This is a genomic window from Gardnerella sp. DNF01204 (assembly GCF_049244145.1).
Lineage (GTDB): Bacteria > Actinomycetota > Actinomycetes > Actinomycetales > Bifidobacteriaceae > Bifidobacterium > Bifidobacterium vaginale.
In genome coordinates, this window is sequence record NZ_CP058379.1 from 97,640 (window position 1) to 115,653 (window position 18,014).

The window sequence follows — 18,014 nt, forward strand, 5'->3', positions numbered from 1 at the left end:
TGGGCATGCTTTTGGGTTCCCGGATTGCCACCCCCCTTTTTTTGGGGTTGCGGTCCTGGCCCTTGGATTACAGGTTGAGGCTTTTTGGTTTTTGGCTTGTGTTCTTGGTGTTTGGTGGTTTGAGAACTGGATAGTGGACGCGAGTAAGAATAGTGAGACTATTTTTGGTTTTGCTTGTTTTTACTTTTATCAATTTCAACCGGCTCCATTTTGGTGGAGTCGCTTGATCGTTTTGTGATCGTTTAGTGTGATGATTTATTGTCTAGAGAGTTAAGCGATAGGCTTTTTACTGGTGTATCACTGGTAAGGGCGTATGGTGGATGCCTTGGTAGACAGGACCGATGAAGGACGTGACGGGCTGCGATATGCCTCGGGGAGCTGCCGAGTGGGCTTTGATCCGAGGATTTCCGAATGGGGAGACCCGGCCACTGTTATGGGTGGTCACCACAGTTTTTGTGGGGGGTACGCAGGGAAGTGAAACATCTCAGTACCTGCAGGAAAGGATACTCCGTGAGTAGTGGCGAGCGAAAGCGGATCAGGCTAAACCGAGTACGTGTGATAACCGTCAGGTGTTGCGTATTCGGGGTCGTGGGATTGACTGTTCAGCCTCTGACGGGGTTGAGAAGAGTGATAAAATGTCGTGTTATGTGAATGGGATTGAATTCCCAGCCGTAGAGGGTGATGGCCCCGTAGCAGGTTGCGCGATGTCTTTTTATGTTTATTCCCAAGTAGCGCGGGCCTCGTGGAATCCCGCGTGAATCTGCCCAGACCGTTGGGTAAGCCTAAGTATTCCTGTCTGACCGATAGTGTACTAGTACCGTGAGGGAAAGGTGAAAAGCACCCCGGGAGGGGAGTGAAATAGTTCCTGAAACCGTGCGCTTACAATCCGTCGGAGCCTTCTTTGTGGGGTGACGGCGTGCCTATCGAAAAATGAGTCTGCGAGTCAGTGGTATGTGGCGAGGCTAACCCGGGTGGGGGAGCCGTAGCGAAAGCGAGTTTTAAAAGGCGTTTTAGTCGCATGTCCTGGACCCGAAGCGGGATGATCTAGCCCTGAGCAGGTTGAAGCGCGGGTAAGACCGTGTGGAGGACCGAACCCACCTAGGTTGAAAACTGGGGGGATGACTTGGGGTTAGGGGTGAAAGGCCAATCAAATTCCGTGATAGCTGGTTCTCTCCGAAATGCATTTAGGTGCAGCGTCATGTTATTGCTTGCAGGGGGTAGAGCTACTGGATGCTTGCGGGCCCATACCGGGTACTAATAGCAGCCAAACTCCGAATACCTGTTAGGTTTATCATGGCAGTGAGTCGGCGGGGGATAAGCTCCGTCGTCAAAAGGGAAACAGCCCTGATCGTCGTCTAAGGTCCCGAAGCGCGTGCTAAGTGGGAAAGGATGTGGAGTCGCATAGACAGCCAGGAGGTTGGCTCAGAAGCAGCCATCCTTGAAAGAGTGCGTAACAGCTCACTGGTCTAGTGGTTCCGCGCCGACAATGTAGCGGGGCTTAAGCACGCCACCGAAGACGCGACTGCATGATTTAGTTCATGTGGGGTAGGAGAGCGTCCTGTATGGGGTGAAGCGGCAGTGTGAACTTGTCGTGGACTATACGGGAGTGAGAATGCAGACATGAGTAGCGAGAGACAGGTGTGAATCCTGTCCGCTGAATGACTAAGGGTTCCGGGGCCACGTTCGTCGTCCCCGGGTGAGTCGAGTCCTAAGGCGAGGCCGACAGGCGTAGTCGAATGGATGAACGGGTTGATATTCCCGTACCGGTGTTACACCGTTCGAACTGAATCTGAGAGTACTAACCTTCGTTATTCTGGTTGATTATCTTTCGGGGTTTTCTTCTGGTTTAGTGTTGGGACTGTATCGGTAGTAGGTTAGCGTGGGAGTGACGCGGGTAGGTAGCCGGCTGCGGAGGTGGTTTTCCGTGGCTAAGCGTGTGGGCTGTCCTCTAGGTAAATCCGGGGGATGTTTAAGCTGAGGCGTGATGGGTAGGCTGTAAGGCTGATTCCGGTGATCCTGCTTGCCGAGAAAAGCTTCAACGTGAGGTGTGATTCCGCTCGTACCCTAAACCGACACTGGTGGTCTGGTAGAGTATACCAAAGCGATCGGGCGAATCCTGGCCAAGGAACTCGGCAAATTACTCCCGTGCCTTCGGCATAAGGGAGACCCCTGATGGTGATGTTTTTTACAAGCGGAGCTGTTGGGGGTGGCACAAGCTAGGGGGTAGCGACTGTTTACCAAAAACACAGGAGCGTGCGAAGGCGTAAGCCGCTGTATACGCTCTGACGCCTGCCCGGTGCCGGAAGGTTAAGAGGATCCGTTAGCTTCGGTGAAGCGGTGAATTTAAGCCCCGGTAAACGGCGGTGGTAACTATAACCATCCTAAGGTAGCGAAATTCCTTGTCGGGTAAGTTCCGACCTGCACGAATGGCGTAACGACTTCCCCACTGTCTCGGCCAGGAGCCCGGCGAAATTGCAGTACGAGTAAAGATGCTCGTTAAGCGCAGAAGGACGAAAAGACCCCGGGACCTTTACTATACCTTGGTATTGTCGTTAGGTGTGGATCGTGTAGCATAGGCGGGAGGCTGTGAAGCGTGGGCGCTAGCTTGCGTGGAGTCGATCAGTGAAATACCGCTCTTTCCATATCTGGCGTCTAACCTCGACACGTTATCCGTGTTAGGGACAGTGCCTGGCGGGTAGTTTAACTGGGGCGGTTGCCTCCTAAAGAGTAACGGAGGCGCTCAATGGTCCGCTCAGCCCGGTTGGCAATCGGGTGTTGAGTGTAATCGCACAAGCGGGCTTGACTGTGAGACTGACGGGTCGAGCAGGGACGAAAGTCGGAGATAGTGATCCGGTGCCGGCGTACGGACGTGGCATCGCTCAACGGATAAAAGGTACCCCGGGGATAACAGGCTGATCATTCCCAAGAGTCCATATCGACGGGATGGTTTGGCACCTCGATGTCGGCTCGTCGCATCCTGGGGCTGGAGCAGGTCCCAAGGGTTCGGCTGTTCGCCGATTAAAGCGGCACGCGAGCTGGGTTCAGAACGTCGTGAGACAGTTTGGTCTCTATCCTCTGCGCTCGTTGGAATGTTGAGGAGACCTGCCCATAGTACGAGAGGACCTGGGTGGACGAACCTCTGGTATGCCGGTCGTCACGCCAGTGGCGCTGCCGGTTAGCTACGTTTGGAAGGGATAACCGCTGAAAGCATCTAAGCGGGAAGCCTGCTCCAAGATTAGCATTCCTTGCACTTTGTGTGTGAGCCCCCATGTAGAACACGTGGTTGATAGGCTGGATGTGGAAGCCCTGTAAGGGGTGGAGCTGACCAGTACTAATGGGCGATTGTGATACTACTTGTATTGCTTATCGTTTAATTCTCTTAGATAGTATGGAGTGTTAAATGATCATGATTATGGTTAAGTTGTTGATTTTGATGATTGTTTCTTCTGTTTGCTCGCGTTCATGTCCGGTTCCCAAACCGCCAATTTGCCGCTCGTTTAAAGCGAGTGTATAATCTAGTTTTGCGGTGGTCATGGCTCAGGTGAGACGCCCGGTCCCATTCCGAACCCGGAAGCTAAGGCCTGACACGGTGAGGGTACTGCACTCGATAGGGTGTGGGAGACTAGCACGCTGCCGCATTATTCTTTGATAAGCGGGGAACTTGATTGTTCCCCGCTTTTTTATTATTTAAGTTTAGGTTATCGTCGAACACGTTCATATTCTTGTAGTGCGATTGTACTTGATTTACGTCGTGTCGTTATACAAACGCACTACATGGAAGGTCCTCGTTCGCGCGGTCTAAGCGCGCTCACGTCTTCGCCGCCGTAGAAGCACACCGTGCTTCTACGCTAAGCGGCTCAGCGCTCCGAATTACCTTTTCGCGCTACGCTCTAAGCGAAAAGGCAGGTCGGAGCGCATATAAATAACGTCATAACGAACATATATAGTCAAACATAGGTTCGGGGTGCGCATAAGCGCTGAGATTATACCCGTTGAACCTGATCTAGTTAGTACTAGCGAAGGGAAAATCATGACTACTGTGTCGTGTTCTAAAAATAGTGAATTCTCAACTAATGCTCGTTGCAAGCAATTCATGCAAGATGTGCGAGAATGCATTGAAACTTTACGCGCAAAAAATCCGCTAACGCATTGCGTAACGAATAATGTTGTTCAAGAAATAACAGCAAACGTTCTGCTGGCTGCTGGAGCATCGCCAGCAATGGTCGTAGATGCAGAAGAAGCTGAAGTATTTGCTCAAATCGCATCTGGTGTATTAGTAAACATTGGAACGTATAGGCCAGTAGACAAAGAATCTATGGATGCTGCGATTCGCGGAGCTGTAAAAGCACACACTCCATGGGTTCTTGACCCAGTTGCAGTTGGCGGTTTAGCTCCACGCACGCAATACGCGCGCGAAATTGTTAAAAGTCATCCTGCTGTAATTCGTGCCAACGCTTCCGAAATCTTAGGCTTAGCTGGAGAAGAAAGCGGCGGTAAAGGCGTAGACGCTGGAGATTCCGTTGATTCGGCAGTTGCAGCAGCTAAGAAGCTAGTTAAACGCTACGGCTCGGTAGTGGCTATTTCTGGCGAAAAAGACGCTATTTATGGGCACGGATGCTCGGCACGAGTTTCTGGCGGCCACGAAATAATGACGAAAGTAGTCGGCACGGGCTGCTCTCTTGGCGCGTTGGTGGCAGCATACGTTGGAGCAAATCGAAATCGACCTTTTGCAGCAACAGTTGCCGCGCACGTACACGCTGCTGCAGCAGGAACTTGGGCAGCGCAACGTTCAACATTGCCAGGGTCATTTAGAAAATTATGGATGGATGCGCTTATGGATTTGAGCGCAGACGAGATGCTGAAATTAGCGAATATTGAATTTGAACTCGATCCTGTTGATTGGTCTCTATACTTTATAACAGACCCAAAGATGAGTGATCGAGCAGAAGAAGATATTGCAGTTGATTGCGTTAAAGGCGGAGCAAGCGTAGTCCAATTGCGCGATAAGTACGCAAATAGCGAAACTTTTAACAATAAAGCTCAAAGCCTGCGAGACAAAATGCTTGCTAATGGTTGCGGAGACGTGCCGATTTTTGTTGACGATCGTATAGATTGCGCTAAAAACTTAGGGTTCAACTTGCATGTTGGGCAAACAGACACGCCTTATATTGAAGCGCGTAAGTCTATTCCTGCAGAGTGGATGGTTGGACTTTCTATAGAAAAGTTAGAACAGTTAGATTACGTTTATAACGAATGTGCTAAAGAAAATGTGGCATTACCAGATGTTATTGGAATAGGTCCGATTTGGCCTACTGCCACTAAGCCAGACGCTGCTCCTGCTTTAGGAGTTGAAGGAGTAGAAAAGATTGCTAAACGCGCTAAAGAACTCGGCATTAGCACTCTAGGAATCGGCGGAGTTAATGAAAATACCGTGTTTCCTATTAAAAGCACTTCAATAGATGGTTTATGCGTAGTATCTGCTCTAATGCTTGCGCAAAATCCTTGCGAAGAAGCACACAAATTACGCGATGCTATTACAAAGGAATAAAAATAATGAATAATCAATTTTCGCAAACTCAAGCACCTTTGCAATCAATTTCTAAATTATATGATTCAAGTCTAAGGCCATCTTCCTTGCCATCTTTAGAAGAGCCAATTATTCCGCGAGTGCTAAGCATTGCTGGAACTGATCCAACAGGCGGAGCTGGAATTCAAGCTGATTTAAAATCAATCACAGCATCTCATGGATTCGCAATGTGTGTAACAACTAATTTGGTTGCTCAAAACACTTGCGGTGTGCGCGAAGTTTACACTCCTCCAACAGACTTTTTGCAAGCGCAACTAGAAGCAGTATTTGATGACGTAACTATTGATGCTGTAAAAATCGGCATGCTTGGAGACAAATCATATATTAGCCTAGTTCAAGATTGGCTTAAGAATCATCCTGTTCCTGTTGTTGTGTTAGACCCAGTAATGGTAGCAACTTCGGGAGATAGGTTGCTTGAAAAGTCTGCAGAAGATGCAATGCGTGAGTTTGCGCCTCTTGCGGATGTTATTACGCCAAACATACCTGAGCTCGCAGTATTATGCGATAAACAGTCTGCATCTAATTTTGAAGAAGCTTATGCTCAAGCAAGCGAGTGGAGTGCAAAAAACAATACTATTGTTATTGTTAAAGGCGGCCACTTAACAAGCGACGATGCTGGTAATACTGTTGTGTTCCCAGATGGCCACAGAGTGCACGTTCCTTGCCCTAGGGTTGATACAACAACAACGCATGGCACGGGCTGCTCGCTATCTTCCTCGCTCGCTACGCGCATAGGATTAGCGTTGCGAGAAGGCAAGAAGCTTAGTGATTACAGTACAGTAGCGGATGCTCTAGCATGGTCGTCAAGATGGCTTAATGAGGCTATTGCTTGCGGTAAAGATTTGCATGTTGGCAAAGGTCATGGGCCTGTGAATCATGCGGCTCGTAATTACCGTTTGGAATTAGATTCTTCATCAACTCCTTGGGAGCATATGCAAACTAATGGCTTAGACGGATTAACTGCGCAAAGCGTAGTCGTAAAAGCTCATAGCAAGGCTAGAAAGCCAAAGGTGGAGCCTTGTGGCCCTTGGACTCAAGCTTTATGGGATGCTAGCGCAGATGTTGATAACAACATTATGAAAATGCCATTTATTAAGGCTTTAGGCAATGGAACGCTTGACTCCGACTTGTTTGCTTTCTACATAAGTCAAGATTCCGAATACTTGAAGCGTTACTCGCGCGCGCTAGCTGCTGTTGGAGCTAAAACGCCAGATAATGAAGCTGGAGTGCATTGGGCTACGGGTGCAGCTATGTGTATAGAAGCAGAATCGCAGTTGCACAGAGATTGGCTTGGAAGTAGAAATATAAGCATTGATGCGCCTTGCTCGCCAGTAACGTTAGCTTACGTAAATCACTTACTTGCTTCTACAATGGCAGAAGATTACGTGATTGGAGCTGCATCCATATTGCCATGCTATTGGCTTTATGAAGAAGTGGGACAAATTTTAGTCAAAAATAATACTCCTGAAAACCCATATCATGATTGGATTTCAATGTATTCTTCTAATGATTTTGAGTCAGGAGTAAGAATGGCAGTTAAATTTGTTGAGAGAGCTTTTGAAGAAGCTGGCCCACAGGCTCGAATTCTTGCTGCTCAAGCATATATGACTTCATGCATTTACGAGTATGAGTTCTTTAATCAAGCTCATAGAGCATTGAGGTAGATGGTTTGATAGCTTGATAGCGCTGATGCATTGACTTCGTCTTTATTAACAAAATCTAGAAGATTTGAAGATGAGTAAAAGCGTCAGCGCATTTTTATAATACGCATGTCTCTTATTTATTGTTGATTTTCTGAGCAGCGCAGATGCACAAGTGACTTGCTTAAGACCTTGCTTAAGACTTAAATCGTGAGTAGTAAAAGTTACCTAAATTCGCTAGTCAATTTTCCTATCTGCATATTTTCCCATTTTCATATCTCCCTATCTTCCTATCTTGCAAAACTCAAAGTACTTTGGAAAATATCAAATAGAATTGCATTCAATGACGGTTATGCATTTGCGATGATTTTGTATGCAATGCCTATTTACTGAATTGATAAATAGGCATATACTTATATGTGTGAAGCGAAAAGAGTTGGAGAAAAAACTCAATCAGCTTGCAAGAAGTACTAATAGACAAATAACTTGGTCTGAGGGCGGTAATCATAGCAAAGTTTGCATTGGCGAATTGGCTACTACTGTTCCGAGGCATAATGAAATAAATGAGCTTACTGCTAGAAGCATTATTAGATATTTTGAAAGGAACCTGCAGGCATGATAGGAGCAATGAGTGTTACTGAGCATGATAATGCAACAAATTGTTTGCAAAAGGTGACTGCTATAGCTCGCAGATGCGATGACTGGTGGGCTATAGAAGTGCCAGAAATACCAGGATTATTTACTCAAGTACGTAGGCTTGATAAGGTTGCAGCAATGGTAAAAGATGCTGCTGCAACTTTAAATGTTAAAGTCAATTGCGTGGAAGTAACTCCGAAACTTAGTGAGCAAGATGAGCTTATGCTTCAGCGCATGTTAGATGCAAAATCTGCAGCTATAAAAACTCAAGAAGAAGCGTCTATACTTATGCGTGAAACAGTTCGTATACTAAGGAATCAGGGATTGACGGTTCGTGATGTTGCAGAGCTTACGGGGGTTACTCCGCAGCGAATAAGCTCGCTTAAATCTTAGTGATTTAATGCAATGCGGTTGGGGCTATGCACAAGCAAGTTGCTCAGTAGTGTATAAACTCTATGCAAAACAAATCAATAGCGGATAAATAAGTAAAGGTCAAGTCGTAGGATGTGTGGCTACAACTTGACCTTTGAAAATTGCGATATGTTTTTAAGTTAAAATCGCAGTCTAATGCTTTTATTTATTCTTGGCAATTCCAAGAGCTTTTGAACTTTCATCCTTGTCAAGGCCTATAAATAAAAGCACGATTATGCCAATAATCAGCGGAACATAACCGTATCCAGATCCGTGGATTATGCCGAATATTTCCATAAGACCATTTGCTATTACGGCTAGTGAAGATACTATAAAATATAGTTGCGCGCACCACGGTTTTTTAATTAGAAACATGGTTGCAAGACCAAATAATCCAGCGATAATTTGAGGCACTCCCCATAGATAATCATTACGCATTACAATCAGCGCGATTCCGCTAGCAAGAAATACGCCATTGGCTATTGTCCAAAATACGGATGGAATTTGTGCTTTTGTATCTTCTAAATTACTCATATTCTTCTCTTTCTAATACAAGAAAATAATTGTGTATATCAAACCTTTACAACTTATAAATTAATGGCGTGCTAAAAGGTAAACAATATCTTGTCTAGGAAAACCTTTACAAATAATTACTATCTAAAACTGCTTAAGATTCATTAATCTTTTAAACTGAATCAGTAAGCCATACTATCTATACAGTTATGTTCATTTTTGAAAGGAATAACTGCATTACATTCCCAATACTTACCAAAGGCTCGAAAATAGAGTGAACCGCCTAAATGCTTTATGGTATCGCGATGAAGCAGAAGTCCTTTTTGAGATACTGAGCGAATTGCATCTTTACTTTTCCCGCCCAAAAATCGAACATTGAACTGTTTTATAACAATTTGTTTTTCGCGTATCGAAATTCTGATGTAATAAACTAAAGAAGCATATTTTCGCATGTTCAAATATAGTTCTTCGATTAATTCAATAACTTCACAGATGATTTCATCGCTAATGTCTTCAGGGATATCGTTACTAGATATGTTGCATATTGATCTTCCTTTTAATCCACAAGATGTATTGATTGAGTCGTTCATTTGTAGTGTATCTTCAATGTGCTGAATGAACTCGCTTCGAGCATCTTGCTTAGCAGTATTTCCACGTAGAATGTCGATAATATTATGTCCTTCTTCAAAAGCCTGATCTGCCAAATCATTTATTGCCTCAATAGCACTTCGCTGTTTTTTAGAAATAGACTTGTCAAGTAATGCTATTTTACTTTGTAGTGCAATATCTGCAATCTTATTAGTTAATCTATCGTGCATTCGCACAGCCAGATGAAGATTATTAATTGTTTGCTTATCTTTTTCATAAAGAACCATTTTTTGGTGAGAAATGCGCAAAATAATACCAGTGCAAACGCAAAATATATTTATTAAAAGGTAAGCAATAAGATACTTGAAAGACAAAGTTGATAGGTATCGGTATGCAACGTAGTGTAATGCATCTATTACTAAGAATAAAGGTAGTGTGAATTGAATCGGATATAAATACGAAATAAAAACAAATGATATGATGAGCCCGAAAGTTACTGGTGGAAGATTCAGACTAGGAATAACAAGAATGCTGAGATGTACAAAAATATAGCACATGCTCATAAAATGCGGGAGCAAGCAAAGAAACAGATTTATAGCAGCAAGAATCATGTAAACTATGACAAGTTGTATTGTGCTATTGTCGCTATTTGAGTAAATATATGCATCCATTGCGCTCGACAAACATCCCAATAGTAAAAATGTTTTATTGTCAATAAGCTTTTCTCGTAAACGACGCATTAAGAAAATAATCATTGTGTATCATTTCCTAAATATTCATCATGCAGCCATGTAGTAATAAGTTGTGAACGATTTGTCACATTCAATTTTTTGAACACGCGACGAAGGATAGTTTCCACAGTACAAGTTTCAACAAATAAACGTTTGGCGATTTGCGCATTAGTCATGCCTTTACTGCACAACTTTATAATTTCAGTCTCATGATTCGTTAAAGCAAGGCGTCCATTTTTTGGCTTATTTTGCAAACGCTGAAATGCTGTCGTCGTGTCGTCAAAATGAAGATCTCCTATTATTTGTGGCTTGAACGTGCCATTGGCAATACTGCTAAGCATGGCGCAAATAGTTTCTGGGTGGTTCTTTCCAACAATGCCTTGCGCGCCTGCTGTTGATGCTTTTAAAGCATAATCGTTTATAGGGAATGAAGTTATAGCAATTATTATTGGGAGTGAGTATCTTCTTCGCAATTCGTATAATATTTTAATTCCCGAAACCCCAGACATATACATGTCAATTAGCAGCACGTCTGGGCATTGATTTTGACAAAATTGAATTGCTTGATCGGCGTACGCGGATAACCAGCAAATACTGCAGGACGGAACAACCTGTTCAATATATGTTTTTAGGCCGTGTAGACAAAAACAATCATCATCAACAATGCCAACAGTAATATGCTTTGCTATCATATTGCTCCTTCAGAAAAGCATTATTTAAGTAATAATAGTACTTGAATTTGTATGATGAATATCTTGTCTAGGAAAACCTTTACAAAGGTAATCTTATAAAGGTAGGCACTGAGAGCTTACGGGGGTTACTCCGCAGCGAATAAGTTCGCTTAAAGTTTAGTGATTCAATCACAATGTGGTTGAGGTTATAAGCAAATAAATTGTTCAGTAACATATAAACTCTATGCAAAACAAATCATTCTCTGGTATTACGCAAGCTCCAAAAATCATAAATAAAATCATCATTTAGTGTGATGCAAACTCTTTACGGCGATTATAGGCTATTAAGCAAAAGCTGAAATCCTCAATAAAGTGTCAATCATAAAAGCATTAATTGTAGCATTATCAAGCACTTTATTTATTTTGGATCAGTTTGAGAGGCTTGTTTCGACGCATACTATGTGTCTACGAGTTTGGCGAGTAAGGAGATTTGTGTTATGAGTAAGTTTACGAAAGTACTCTTGCTTTCTGCTATGCCAGTGTGTTTGCTTACTGCATGCTCTGGTAGCGCAGTTGATAATAGTCAACAGCAAGCACAACACGATTCAGTTCCACTTGTTTCAGTCAAAAAACAGCCTTTAACACAAGTTGTGTCGGGTAAAGCAACAATAGAACAATCGTCTACCTTTGTTATCACTGCTGTAAGTAGAGGGAATTTTTCTCCATCGGTAAAAGCAGGAAGTGCTGTAAAAGCTGGAAGTATTTTAGGCTACAATGCTGGTAACAAAGTTATTGCTCCAGTAAACGCTAAAGTTGTGTCAGTGGCTGAATCATCTGCGGACGTGCCTAAATCTTTCCCGCTATTTACTCTTAAATATGAAGGTTTTTCAATAAGCCTTAACGCAAAAGCTTTACTTCGTTCTGCGGATATTGCAGATGTTAAAGGTCGCTTCCAAGTTGAAGACGGTGTTGGACCAACAAATTGTTTGCAAATAGTACAAAGCGGTGGAACTTCTACCGATGTTGCAGCCTCGGGTAGTAGCAAGAATGATAATGCTGATTCAACTCAAACAGATGAGTCGAGTGCGCAAAGTAAACCCAGTGTATCGTCAAAAGTTTTAACGTGTTTAATAGATAAAAGCACAGAAGTAGAATCAGGTCAAAATGCGACGCTTGTTTTTAATGGCAAGCATAAACAATCGGTTCTAACTCTGCCTGTTAGTGCGGTTGCTGGAAGAGTCCAAAAAGGCTTAGTATCATACAAGAAAGGCGATAATTGGGAGCGTAAAGAAGTTGGTCTTGGAATCAGTGACGGCGCTAATATTGAAATTACGTCTGGTTTGCATGAGGGTGATGTTGTAGCAGGTGTTTCTCCTAATCTCATTCCAGGAGTGCAATGATTATGGAGAACAATACTGTTCCGCTGGTTGAACTACAAGACGTGTCAGCGCGTGTAAAACTAGGCAATGGCGAATGGCTTACCACTGTCAACTCTGCTTCTATGTTACTTAATCAAGGTGAAACATACGCGGTAGTTGGCAGGTCTGGCTCCGGCAAAACAAGTCTTATTTCTATTATTGGATTTTTGAATAAAAATTTTACTGGAAAATACTATTATTTTGGCAAATCAATCCAAAAGTGTAGTGATGCTACAGTATCGCATATGCGCGCTCGAAATATTGGTTTTGTTTTTCAAAACTATTCGCTTATTAAGCATTTAAGCATTAGAGAAAATGTTGAGTTGCCGCTTTTATACGCAGGACTACAACAAAGCAAGCAGAAAAGAAGAAAAACTATAGAAGAAGCATTATGTGATGTTGGATTGCAAGATAAACTAAACGAATACCCTGGAAGGCTATCAGGCGGTGAACAGCAGAGAGTCGCGATAGCGCGTGCTCTCGTCACTAATCCCGAATTACTTATTTGCGATGAGCCAACTGGTGCGCTCGATAGTAGTACGGGAGAAAAAGTGCTTCAAGTGTTGCATGATCGTGTTCGAGAATCTGGAACAACATTACTATTAGTCACTCATGATATGAAAGTGGCTCGTTCTTGCTCTCACATTTTTACTATGGAAGGCGGTGTTCTTTATGATCATGCTGCTTAAAGATTTGCGCCTGTCTCCTATGAGATCCTTCCTCACAGGTTTTTCAATGTTTATCGGCATCATTGCCGTTATTGCGTCAGTGCTTATCGGCACGGTTGGTAAGGACTATCTTATTGCAACTAACGAACAGCTAAACGGTCGTAGACCAACATACGAGATTACTTTTTCAGCACAAAATTTTGACGAATATTCAGTATTTAACAAATTCTTAAATCGCATTGAATCCGCAAACCGTAACGCTAACGTTATGCTACAAACAAACACTGGACTACTGTTTAGCGCTTCTATGCCAGCCTCGAAGAGTGTAAAAATAAGCAAAGAATATAAGACTGGCAATCTTCAATATGCTGACGCTGTTTACACTACGGCAGGATACAACAAAGTTTATAACTTACCTATTGTAAGTGGAAGATGGTTTAGTAATAGCGCTAAAAGCAACGCATTAGAAATGGTAGTAAACCAATCTGCTAGCAAAAGATACAAGATTGGTGAAGTAGCATTTATTACTTCTCGCAAAACAACACAAATGAGTCCTATAAGGATTGTTGGAGTTGTGAACGATGGCGTAGACTCAGCAAAAGTATACGTGAATATTCTAGGATTATTACGTTATGCTCCAACTCTTTGGGAATATTCTGGAAAAGAAGCTCAAGGCTCAATCTACTGGTTGAATAAAGAAAATCGTTCTCAAAAATCAATTAAATCTTATGTTTCAGATGCTCTTTACGACTGTTGTGGTGGACAAGTAAACGAAATTAGAAGACATGATAATAGTGATGATTACGAGAATGTTATAACAGTATTGCAATTAAGTTTTGCTATCGTAGCAGCATTATTGCTTTTTGTTTCCGCGCTAGGTTTAATCAATATTGGTTTAGCATCGTTGGAGCAGCGCACACATGAACTGCTTATACGCAGAGCCTTGGGTGCTACTAGATGGTCTATTGCTTCACTCGTGTTAGGAAGTGCGATTATTTTAGCGCTGATAGTTTCGATTGCTGCTGTCGCTGTTTCTTTTGGACTTGTGTCTATAGCATCAAGTTTTTGGGATGCAGCAAGCCCAGTTAGTCCGCCAGTTTACCCATATGAAGCCGCTATTGGAGCTGTTATTGCGGCTTTTATTACAGCGCTTGCTGGAAGTGTGGTGCCGGCAATAAAAGCATCACGTTTACAACCAGCATTAGCATTGCGTTAATTTTCAAAAAATAAGAAAGAAGGAATAATGAATAATCATACTATTGGTAAAGCAACTCTTATTGTTGGTGTGCTTAGTGCGCTTCTTATGTTTAATGCGTGTGGAGGAATAGGCAACAATAATGCGAGTGGTATGGGTGGCGCGCGCTCGCAAAATAGTTCGCCGAGAGAGATTGTTGATTTTGCTCATATAGAGAAGGAATATCAGGAATCTGTGGCAAAGCTTAGTTGGCCTGAAAAATATAAAGCTCCTGCAAACTTGGTTGGAGAAGAAAAAGACGCTCAGTTCCAGAGTGGATATGGTGATACGCAAGCATCTAATTATTATCAGTGTGCTTGGGAACGGCAATGGTTAGACACGTATGCTAGTGATGAACAAGCGGCAAGTAAAGCTTTGCATGAGCTTGAAAAAGTGCCTAGCATGCCGTTTATGGGTCCAGATCGTTGTGATGATGCAACGCGAAACTTTTTCAAAGAGCACATGCGTAAAGCAAAACTAGGAGATCCGTCAGGATTCCAACAGGATGTGCAAACTAATTGTCCTGTGATGTAATTGCATTTGTATAGCTTTATTGTGCTTACGCGCTAAATAGCTTGTTATATGCTTCTTTTTACCCATGTTGATGGTGTCCAATAATCTTTGGTAAGCATTGATGGGTATGTTTGTTTACGAGCTTGAATAATCCATAAGGCTATACCTGTTGAAACAAGTATTACGCCAGCTGCAATCATTATGAATAATGATGAATTTAGATTTCCCCATGCTAGTACGCTTGCATACCCTACGATAATGCCGCATTGCTCCATAATAGAAGTAAAAGTAGTAGTCGCGCCGAGAATGTGTGTCGGTATGCCATCGAGAAGAGCTGTTTGCCCATAGACAATAGTTGCGTCAAAAATAATACCTGCAATGAAAGCAGAGCAAAGAAAAAGAGCAATCCAGTTATTAAGTGCGAAAATAAGTAAAGGAATAGAAAGGAATCCAGGTAATAAAATAGAGTATAAAATCTCATAATGTAGCACAATGTATTTGCATAATAGCGAACCTACAATCATGCCAATGTTAAATATGCTGACTATTGATCCCCACGTGGATGCCGAATGAAAAAGCGTGAGACAATGGTGTGCTCCCATTAGTCTGAATGCAGCAAGCCATGAGCCTGATTGTAATGCTGATACTACTCCTAAGACTATTAACCATGGTGTAGATTTCATATAGTGTAGAGAAGCTGCAAAACCAGCAGTTTTATTGCTTCCTGTCTTCGTATTGTTTGAGCTATTTTGTGCTTGCTGGTTTAGATTAGCTAACAGTAGAGGTAGCGCCGCTAGTATCATCACAACAGCAATGCTCGTAAAGAAAATGAGTGGATTGCATATATCAACAAGTATGCCAGTAATCGCAGGTGCAGCAAGCCTGCTGAGATTAATCCACATACGCATGCTTGCTAAAAATTTGGTTTTTTCGCCAGTTGGCGCGCTATATGCCATTAATACTTTTTGATTAGGCGAAGAAAATGCAGTAAAGAATCCGAATATTATGCCGAGTAGTGTAACCGTAATAGCAATAAGATTATGCTGTGCTACTAAAGCGAAACCGTATCCAGTACACAACAAGGCAAAACAGACCGTTAGCGCTATAAACAATCTAGTTGGTGGATATTTATCTGCGATAATTCCACCAAGCGGTGCTGCTATGCAGGTCATAAGTGCTACGGACACTGCGTTAAGCGCTGCGTGAGATAAGTCGACATGTATTAAAAGATATAGGCTTACGCCAAATCTACAGCTTGTTATAAGAAAAGCATTAAGCGATAAAACGGCAATAATAAGAGTTGTGCGAATCCGTGCCGCAGCGTTCATTTCCTTCTCTTTTTTCTTTCTTTCATGTTATGAATGTCTTTCATATTCTGAATGATATATGCCTCTTGATATACACCTTTTTCTGGACTGTGAGTGAAATGAGTGTTTTATTGCAGTGTTTTACTCTTAACTACTCTTAACTGTGCTGAGCCCTACTCTCGTATGGCTTTGTTGGGTTTTCTTTGTGTTTATTGTGGTGTTTTACTCCGAAATGCTCCGAAATGTATTTACTTTTGCGCTTTGTTGTTTGTGTCGTGATTCGAATTGCTGCAGTTTGCAAACAAGATATATAACTACTGGCGATAGTAGGAGAGGAAGCTGGAGAGTTTGCTTATTGCGTCGCGAAGCGTTTGCAAGCGCGGCAAGTAGATAACGTGTAATTATTTTAAGGGATTGACGTTTGTTTAACAATGTAGTAAATTGATTTACAAGAGTTTAGCATTGCAGTTCAAAGGAGACTGAAATGGAAAGAATACCTAAAGGTAAAAAGTTCCAATTTAAGGCATTGCTTGATGACAAACAGTGGGTATCTAAAGATAATGTCTTCGGAGTTGGAGGGGAGGAGGTAGAAACAAGCGTGCATTTTTGATTTGGTGTCTGTGTGAACATGACATGTAGATTTATATGAGCCAGTGTTTGCGGCAATTAAAAAACTGTTTGCTTGTTATGTAGTCATACAACAAAGAATAAAAAAATTACTAGTTTGTTTTCTGATGCTTTAGAGAATAGTTCGTCACCCATTTTCTAAATGCAAAATGAGTGCAAGTTAACATATGCAGATAAAAAGAAGGTTACAATGAAGAAACTTACAAAAATATGTGCATTAATCGGTGCTGCTGCAATGATTATTAGCGCAGGTGCGTGTGGTAGTGCAAAATCATCCGACGCTAATGGCTCAACACAGCTTACCATTTGGCATTATTGGGATGGCGCTAATGCCGATACCTTTGATGCAATGGTGAAGGATTTTAATGCTTCGCATAAAAATATTAAGATTAAGACTGCGAGCGTCCCGAACTCTGATTTTATGACGAAGCTTCGTGCATCGGCTTCGTCGAAGAGCTTGCCAGATATTTCTATAAGTGATTTGGTATGGGTGCCACAGATTGCAAAAATGGGCAATTTGACTGATCTTTCTAAGGTTATCAGCTCGAAAACGCTCGATGATGTGACTCCTGCATTGATTGACTATGGTCATATTGACGGCAAACAAGTTTCTGTGCCAGTTACTGCCAATAATCTTGCGTACATGTACAACAAGGACGTTTATAAAGAAGCTGGGTTAGATCCTAACAAACCACCACAAACATGGGATGAGTTGAAGAAAGTTGCAAAGACGATCAAGGAAAAGACGGGCAAGCCAGGGTATGATTTGCTTACTCAAGCAGGAGATAACGGAGAAGGTTTAACTTGGAACTTCCAGGTCAACTTGTGGCAAGCTGGCGGCGAATTCTTGACGAAGGATAATTCTAAGGCTGCATTCAATACGCCAGAAGGCAAGAAGGCTATGAACTTCTGGATGGATCTCATCAAGAGTGGCGTGAGCCCATATGCTAAGTGGGGCGAATTTGAAAAGGGCAAGGGTGGTTCTGCTCAGGAAGGTAGCTGGATGGTTGGCATCTGGGCGCCAGATCCACCATTTGATTTCGGTGTAGCGAAAGCTCCTCATCCAAAGGATGGCAAGGAAGCGACTAATCTCGGTGGTGAACAAGCAATCGTCTTCCATAATTCTGACGCTCGTGCCAAGGCTGCTGGCGAATTCTTGAACTGGTTCTTGCAGCCAGAACAGGTGATCAAGTGGTCGCAAAAGACTGGCATGCTTCCTGTAACGAAGAGTGTTGCAAAGTCTGATAAGTATTTGGATTGGGTTAAGAAGGAACAGCCTCGTTTAATTCCGTTTGTGGAACAAATGGAGATTGCTCATACACGTCCAAATACGCCATTGTATCCAAAGATTTCCTTTGAATTTGCAAAGGCTGTGGAGAAGGCTTTCGCTGGAGAGCAGAGTGTTGACGAAGCGCTTGCGAATGCTGAAAAGGCAGTTAACGACGTGATTGCCAAAGGCTGATTGCATAA

General features: G+C 42.8%; 13 protein-coding genes, 2 rRNA genes and 1 riboswitch. Of the genes, 11 read left to right on the top strand and 4 right to left on the bottom strand.

All coding sequences use genetic code 11. The features are described from left to right. Positions 1 to 293: 293 nt before the first annotated feature. The 5 genes from HXT46_RS00400 (at position 294) to HXT46_RS00420 (ending at position 8,256) form a co-directional block, all read left to right on the top strand. Positions 294 to 3,354, top strand: a 23S ribosomal RNA gene (locus HXT46_RS00400). A gap of 168 nt (positions 3,355 to 3,522) precedes the next feature. Then, a 5S ribosomal RNA gene (gene rrf, locus HXT46_RS00405) occupies positions 3,523 to 3,639 on the top strand. 311 nt (positions 3,640 to 3,950) lie between these two features. After that, a riboswitch (TPP riboswitch) is annotated at positions 3,951 to 4,043 on the top strand. After that, positions 4,031 to 5,548 (top strand): hydroxyethylthiazole kinase, encoded by a 1,518-nt coding sequence (gene thiM / locus HXT46_RS00410; protein WP_004112852.1) that lies wholly within the window; start codon positions 4,031 to 4,033, stop codon positions 5,546 to 5,548. It overlaps the preceding riboswitch by 13 nt. A 5-nt stretch (positions 5,549 to 5,553) precedes the next feature. Further along, entirely contained in the window at positions 5,554 to 7,251 is a 1,698-nt protein-coding gene (locus HXT46_RS00415) for a bifunctional hydroxymethylpyrimidine kinase/phosphomethylpyrimidine kinase (protein ID WP_004112854.1), read from the top strand. Positions 7,252 to 7,842: 591 nt separating this feature from the next. After that, positions 7,843 to 8,256 (top strand): transcriptional regulator, encoded by a 414-nt coding sequence (locus HXT46_RS00420; protein WP_004113737.1) that lies wholly within the window; start codon positions 7,843 to 7,845, stop codon positions 8,254 to 8,256. 180 nt (positions 8,257 to 8,436) lie between these two features. Here HXT46_RS00420 and HXT46_RS00425 read toward each other — a convergent pair whose 3' ends face one another. The 3 genes from HXT46_RS00425 to HXT46_RS00435 all read right to left on the bottom strand — a co-directional run bounded on the left by HXT46_RS00425 (position 8,437) and on the right by HXT46_RS00435 (position 10,798). After that, positions 8,437 to 8,808 (bottom strand): hypothetical protein, encoded by a 372-nt coding sequence (locus tag HXT46_RS00425; protein WP_004112863.1) that lies wholly within the window; start codon positions 8,806 to 8,808, stop codon positions 8,437 to 8,439. A gap of 161 nt (positions 8,809 to 8,969) precedes the next feature. Next, positions 8,970 to 10,130 carry a hypothetical protein gene (locus HXT46_RS00430; RefSeq protein WP_004138458.1) on the bottom strand — a complete coding sequence of 387 codons (1,161 nt, stop codon included), beginning with the start codon at positions 10,128 to 10,130 and terminating at the stop codon, positions 8,970 to 8,972. Then, positions 10,127 to 10,798, bottom strand: a complete 672-nt coding sequence (locus tag HXT46_RS00435) for a response regulator transcription factor (RefSeq protein ID WP_004113741.1) — start codon at positions 10,796 to 10,798, stop codon at positions 10,127 to 10,129. Before HXT46_RS00435 ends, HXT46_RS00430 begins: the two co-directional genes overlap by 4 nt. 476 nt (positions 10,799 to 11,274) lie before the next feature. Here HXT46_RS00435 and HXT46_RS00440 point away from each other — a divergent pair, with 476 nt between their 5' ends. Genes HXT46_RS00440 through HXT46_RS00455 form a run of 4 tightly spaced genes read left to right on the top strand, consistent with a single transcriptional unit; the run spans position 11,275 to position 14,631 of the window. Then, positions 11,275 to 12,177 carry an efflux RND transporter periplasmic adaptor subunit gene (locus tag HXT46_RS00440; RefSeq protein ID WP_004138420.1) on the top strand — a complete coding sequence of 301 codons (903 nt, stop codon included), beginning with the start codon at positions 11,275 to 11,277 and terminating at the stop codon, positions 12,175 to 12,177. Then, positions 12,174 to 12,884, top strand: coding sequence for an ABC transporter ATP-binding protein (locus HXT46_RS00445; RefSeq protein ID WP_032836407.1), 711 nt, complete (start codon positions 12,174 to 12,176; stop codon positions 12,882 to 12,884). The genes HXT46_RS00440 and HXT46_RS00445 overlap by 4 nt, the downstream gene beginning before the upstream one ends. Further along, a complete protein-coding gene (locus HXT46_RS00450) occupies positions 12,868 to 14,079 on the top strand; it encodes an ABC transporter permease (protein ID WP_004118109.1) in 1,212 nt (403 codons plus the stop codon). The genes HXT46_RS00445 and HXT46_RS00450 overlap by 17 nt, the downstream gene beginning before the upstream one ends. A gap of 27 nt (positions 14,080 to 14,106) precedes the next feature. Further along, positions 14,107 to 14,631: a hypothetical protein gene (locus HXT46_RS00455; protein WP_004113747.1), complete on the top strand. Its 525-nt coding sequence runs from the start codon at positions 14,107 to 14,109 to the stop codon at positions 14,629 to 14,631. A gap of 44 nt (positions 14,632 to 14,675) precedes the next feature. Here the strand turns inward: HXT46_RS00455 and HXT46_RS00460 are convergent, their stop codons facing one another. Next, a complete protein-coding gene (locus HXT46_RS00460) occupies positions 14,676 to 15,938 on the bottom strand; it encodes an MFS transporter (RefSeq protein ID WP_004138411.1) in 1,263 nt (420 codons plus the stop codon). Between the two features lie 463 nt (positions 15,939 to 16,401). Here HXT46_RS00460 and HXT46_RS00465 point away from each other — a divergent pair, with 463 nt between their 5' ends. Together HXT46_RS00465 and HXT46_RS00470 are read left to right on the top strand one after the other, a co-directional pair. Next, on the top strand, positions 16,402 to 16,527 hold the full coding sequence (locus HXT46_RS00465; RefSeq protein ID WP_004112878.1) for a hypothetical protein: 126 nt from the start codon (positions 16,402 to 16,404) through the stop codon (positions 16,525 to 16,527). 207 nt (positions 16,528 to 16,734) lie between these two features. Then, positions 16,735 to 18,006 (top strand): ABC transporter substrate-binding protein, encoded by a 1,272-nt coding sequence (locus tag HXT46_RS00470; protein WP_004138403.1) that lies wholly within the window; start codon positions 16,735 to 16,737, stop codon positions 18,004 to 18,006. Positions 18,007 to 18,014 lie beyond the last annotated feature (8 nt).

Coding starts and splice junctions, on each gene's coding strand:
- HXT46_RS00415 (WP_004112854.1), top strand. CDS start 5,554: ATGAATAATCAATTTTCGCAAACTCAAGCACCTTTGCAATCAATTTCT.
- thiM (WP_004112852.1), top strand. CDS start 4,031: ATGACTACTGTGTCGTGTTCTAAAAATAGTGAATTCTCAACTAATGCT.
- HXT46_RS00425 (WP_004112863.1), bottom strand. CDS start 8,808: ATGAGTAATTTAGAAGATACAAAAGCACAAATTCCATCCGTATTTTGG.
- HXT46_RS00430 (WP_004138458.1), bottom strand. CDS start 10,130: ATGATTATTTTCTTAATGCGTCGTTTACGAGAAAAGCTTATTGACAAT.
- HXT46_RS00440 (WP_004138420.1), top strand. CDS start 11,275: ATGAGTAAGTTTACGAAAGTACTCTTGCTTTCTGCTATGCCAGTGTGT.
- HXT46_RS00450 (WP_004118109.1), top strand. CDS start 12,868: ATGATCATGCTGCTTAAAGATTTGCGCCTGTCTCCTATGAGATCCTTC.
- HXT46_RS00455 (WP_004113747.1), top strand. CDS start 14,107: ATGAATAATCATACTATTGGTAAAGCAACTCTTATTGTTGGTGTGCTT.
- HXT46_RS00470 (WP_004138403.1), top strand. CDS start 16,735: ATGAAGAAACTTACAAAAATATGTGCATTAATCGGTGCTGCTGCAATG.
- HXT46_RS00445 (WP_032836407.1), top strand. CDS start 12,174: ATGATTATGGAGAACAATACTGTTCCGCTGGTTGAACTACAAGACGTG.
- HXT46_RS00465 (WP_004112878.1), top strand. CDS start 16,402: ATGGAAAGAATACCTAAAGGTAAAAAGTTCCAATTTAAGGCATTGCTT.
- HXT46_RS00460 (WP_004138411.1), bottom strand. CDS start 15,938: ATGAACGCTGCGGCACGGATTCGCACAACTCTTATTATTGCCGTTTTA.
- HXT46_RS00420 (WP_004113737.1), top strand. CDS start 7,843: ATGATAGGAGCAATGAGTGTTACTGAGCATGATAATGCAACAAATTGT.
- HXT46_RS00435 (WP_004113741.1), bottom strand. CDS start 10,798: ATGATAGCAAAGCATATTACTGTTGGCATTGTTGATGATGATTGTTTT.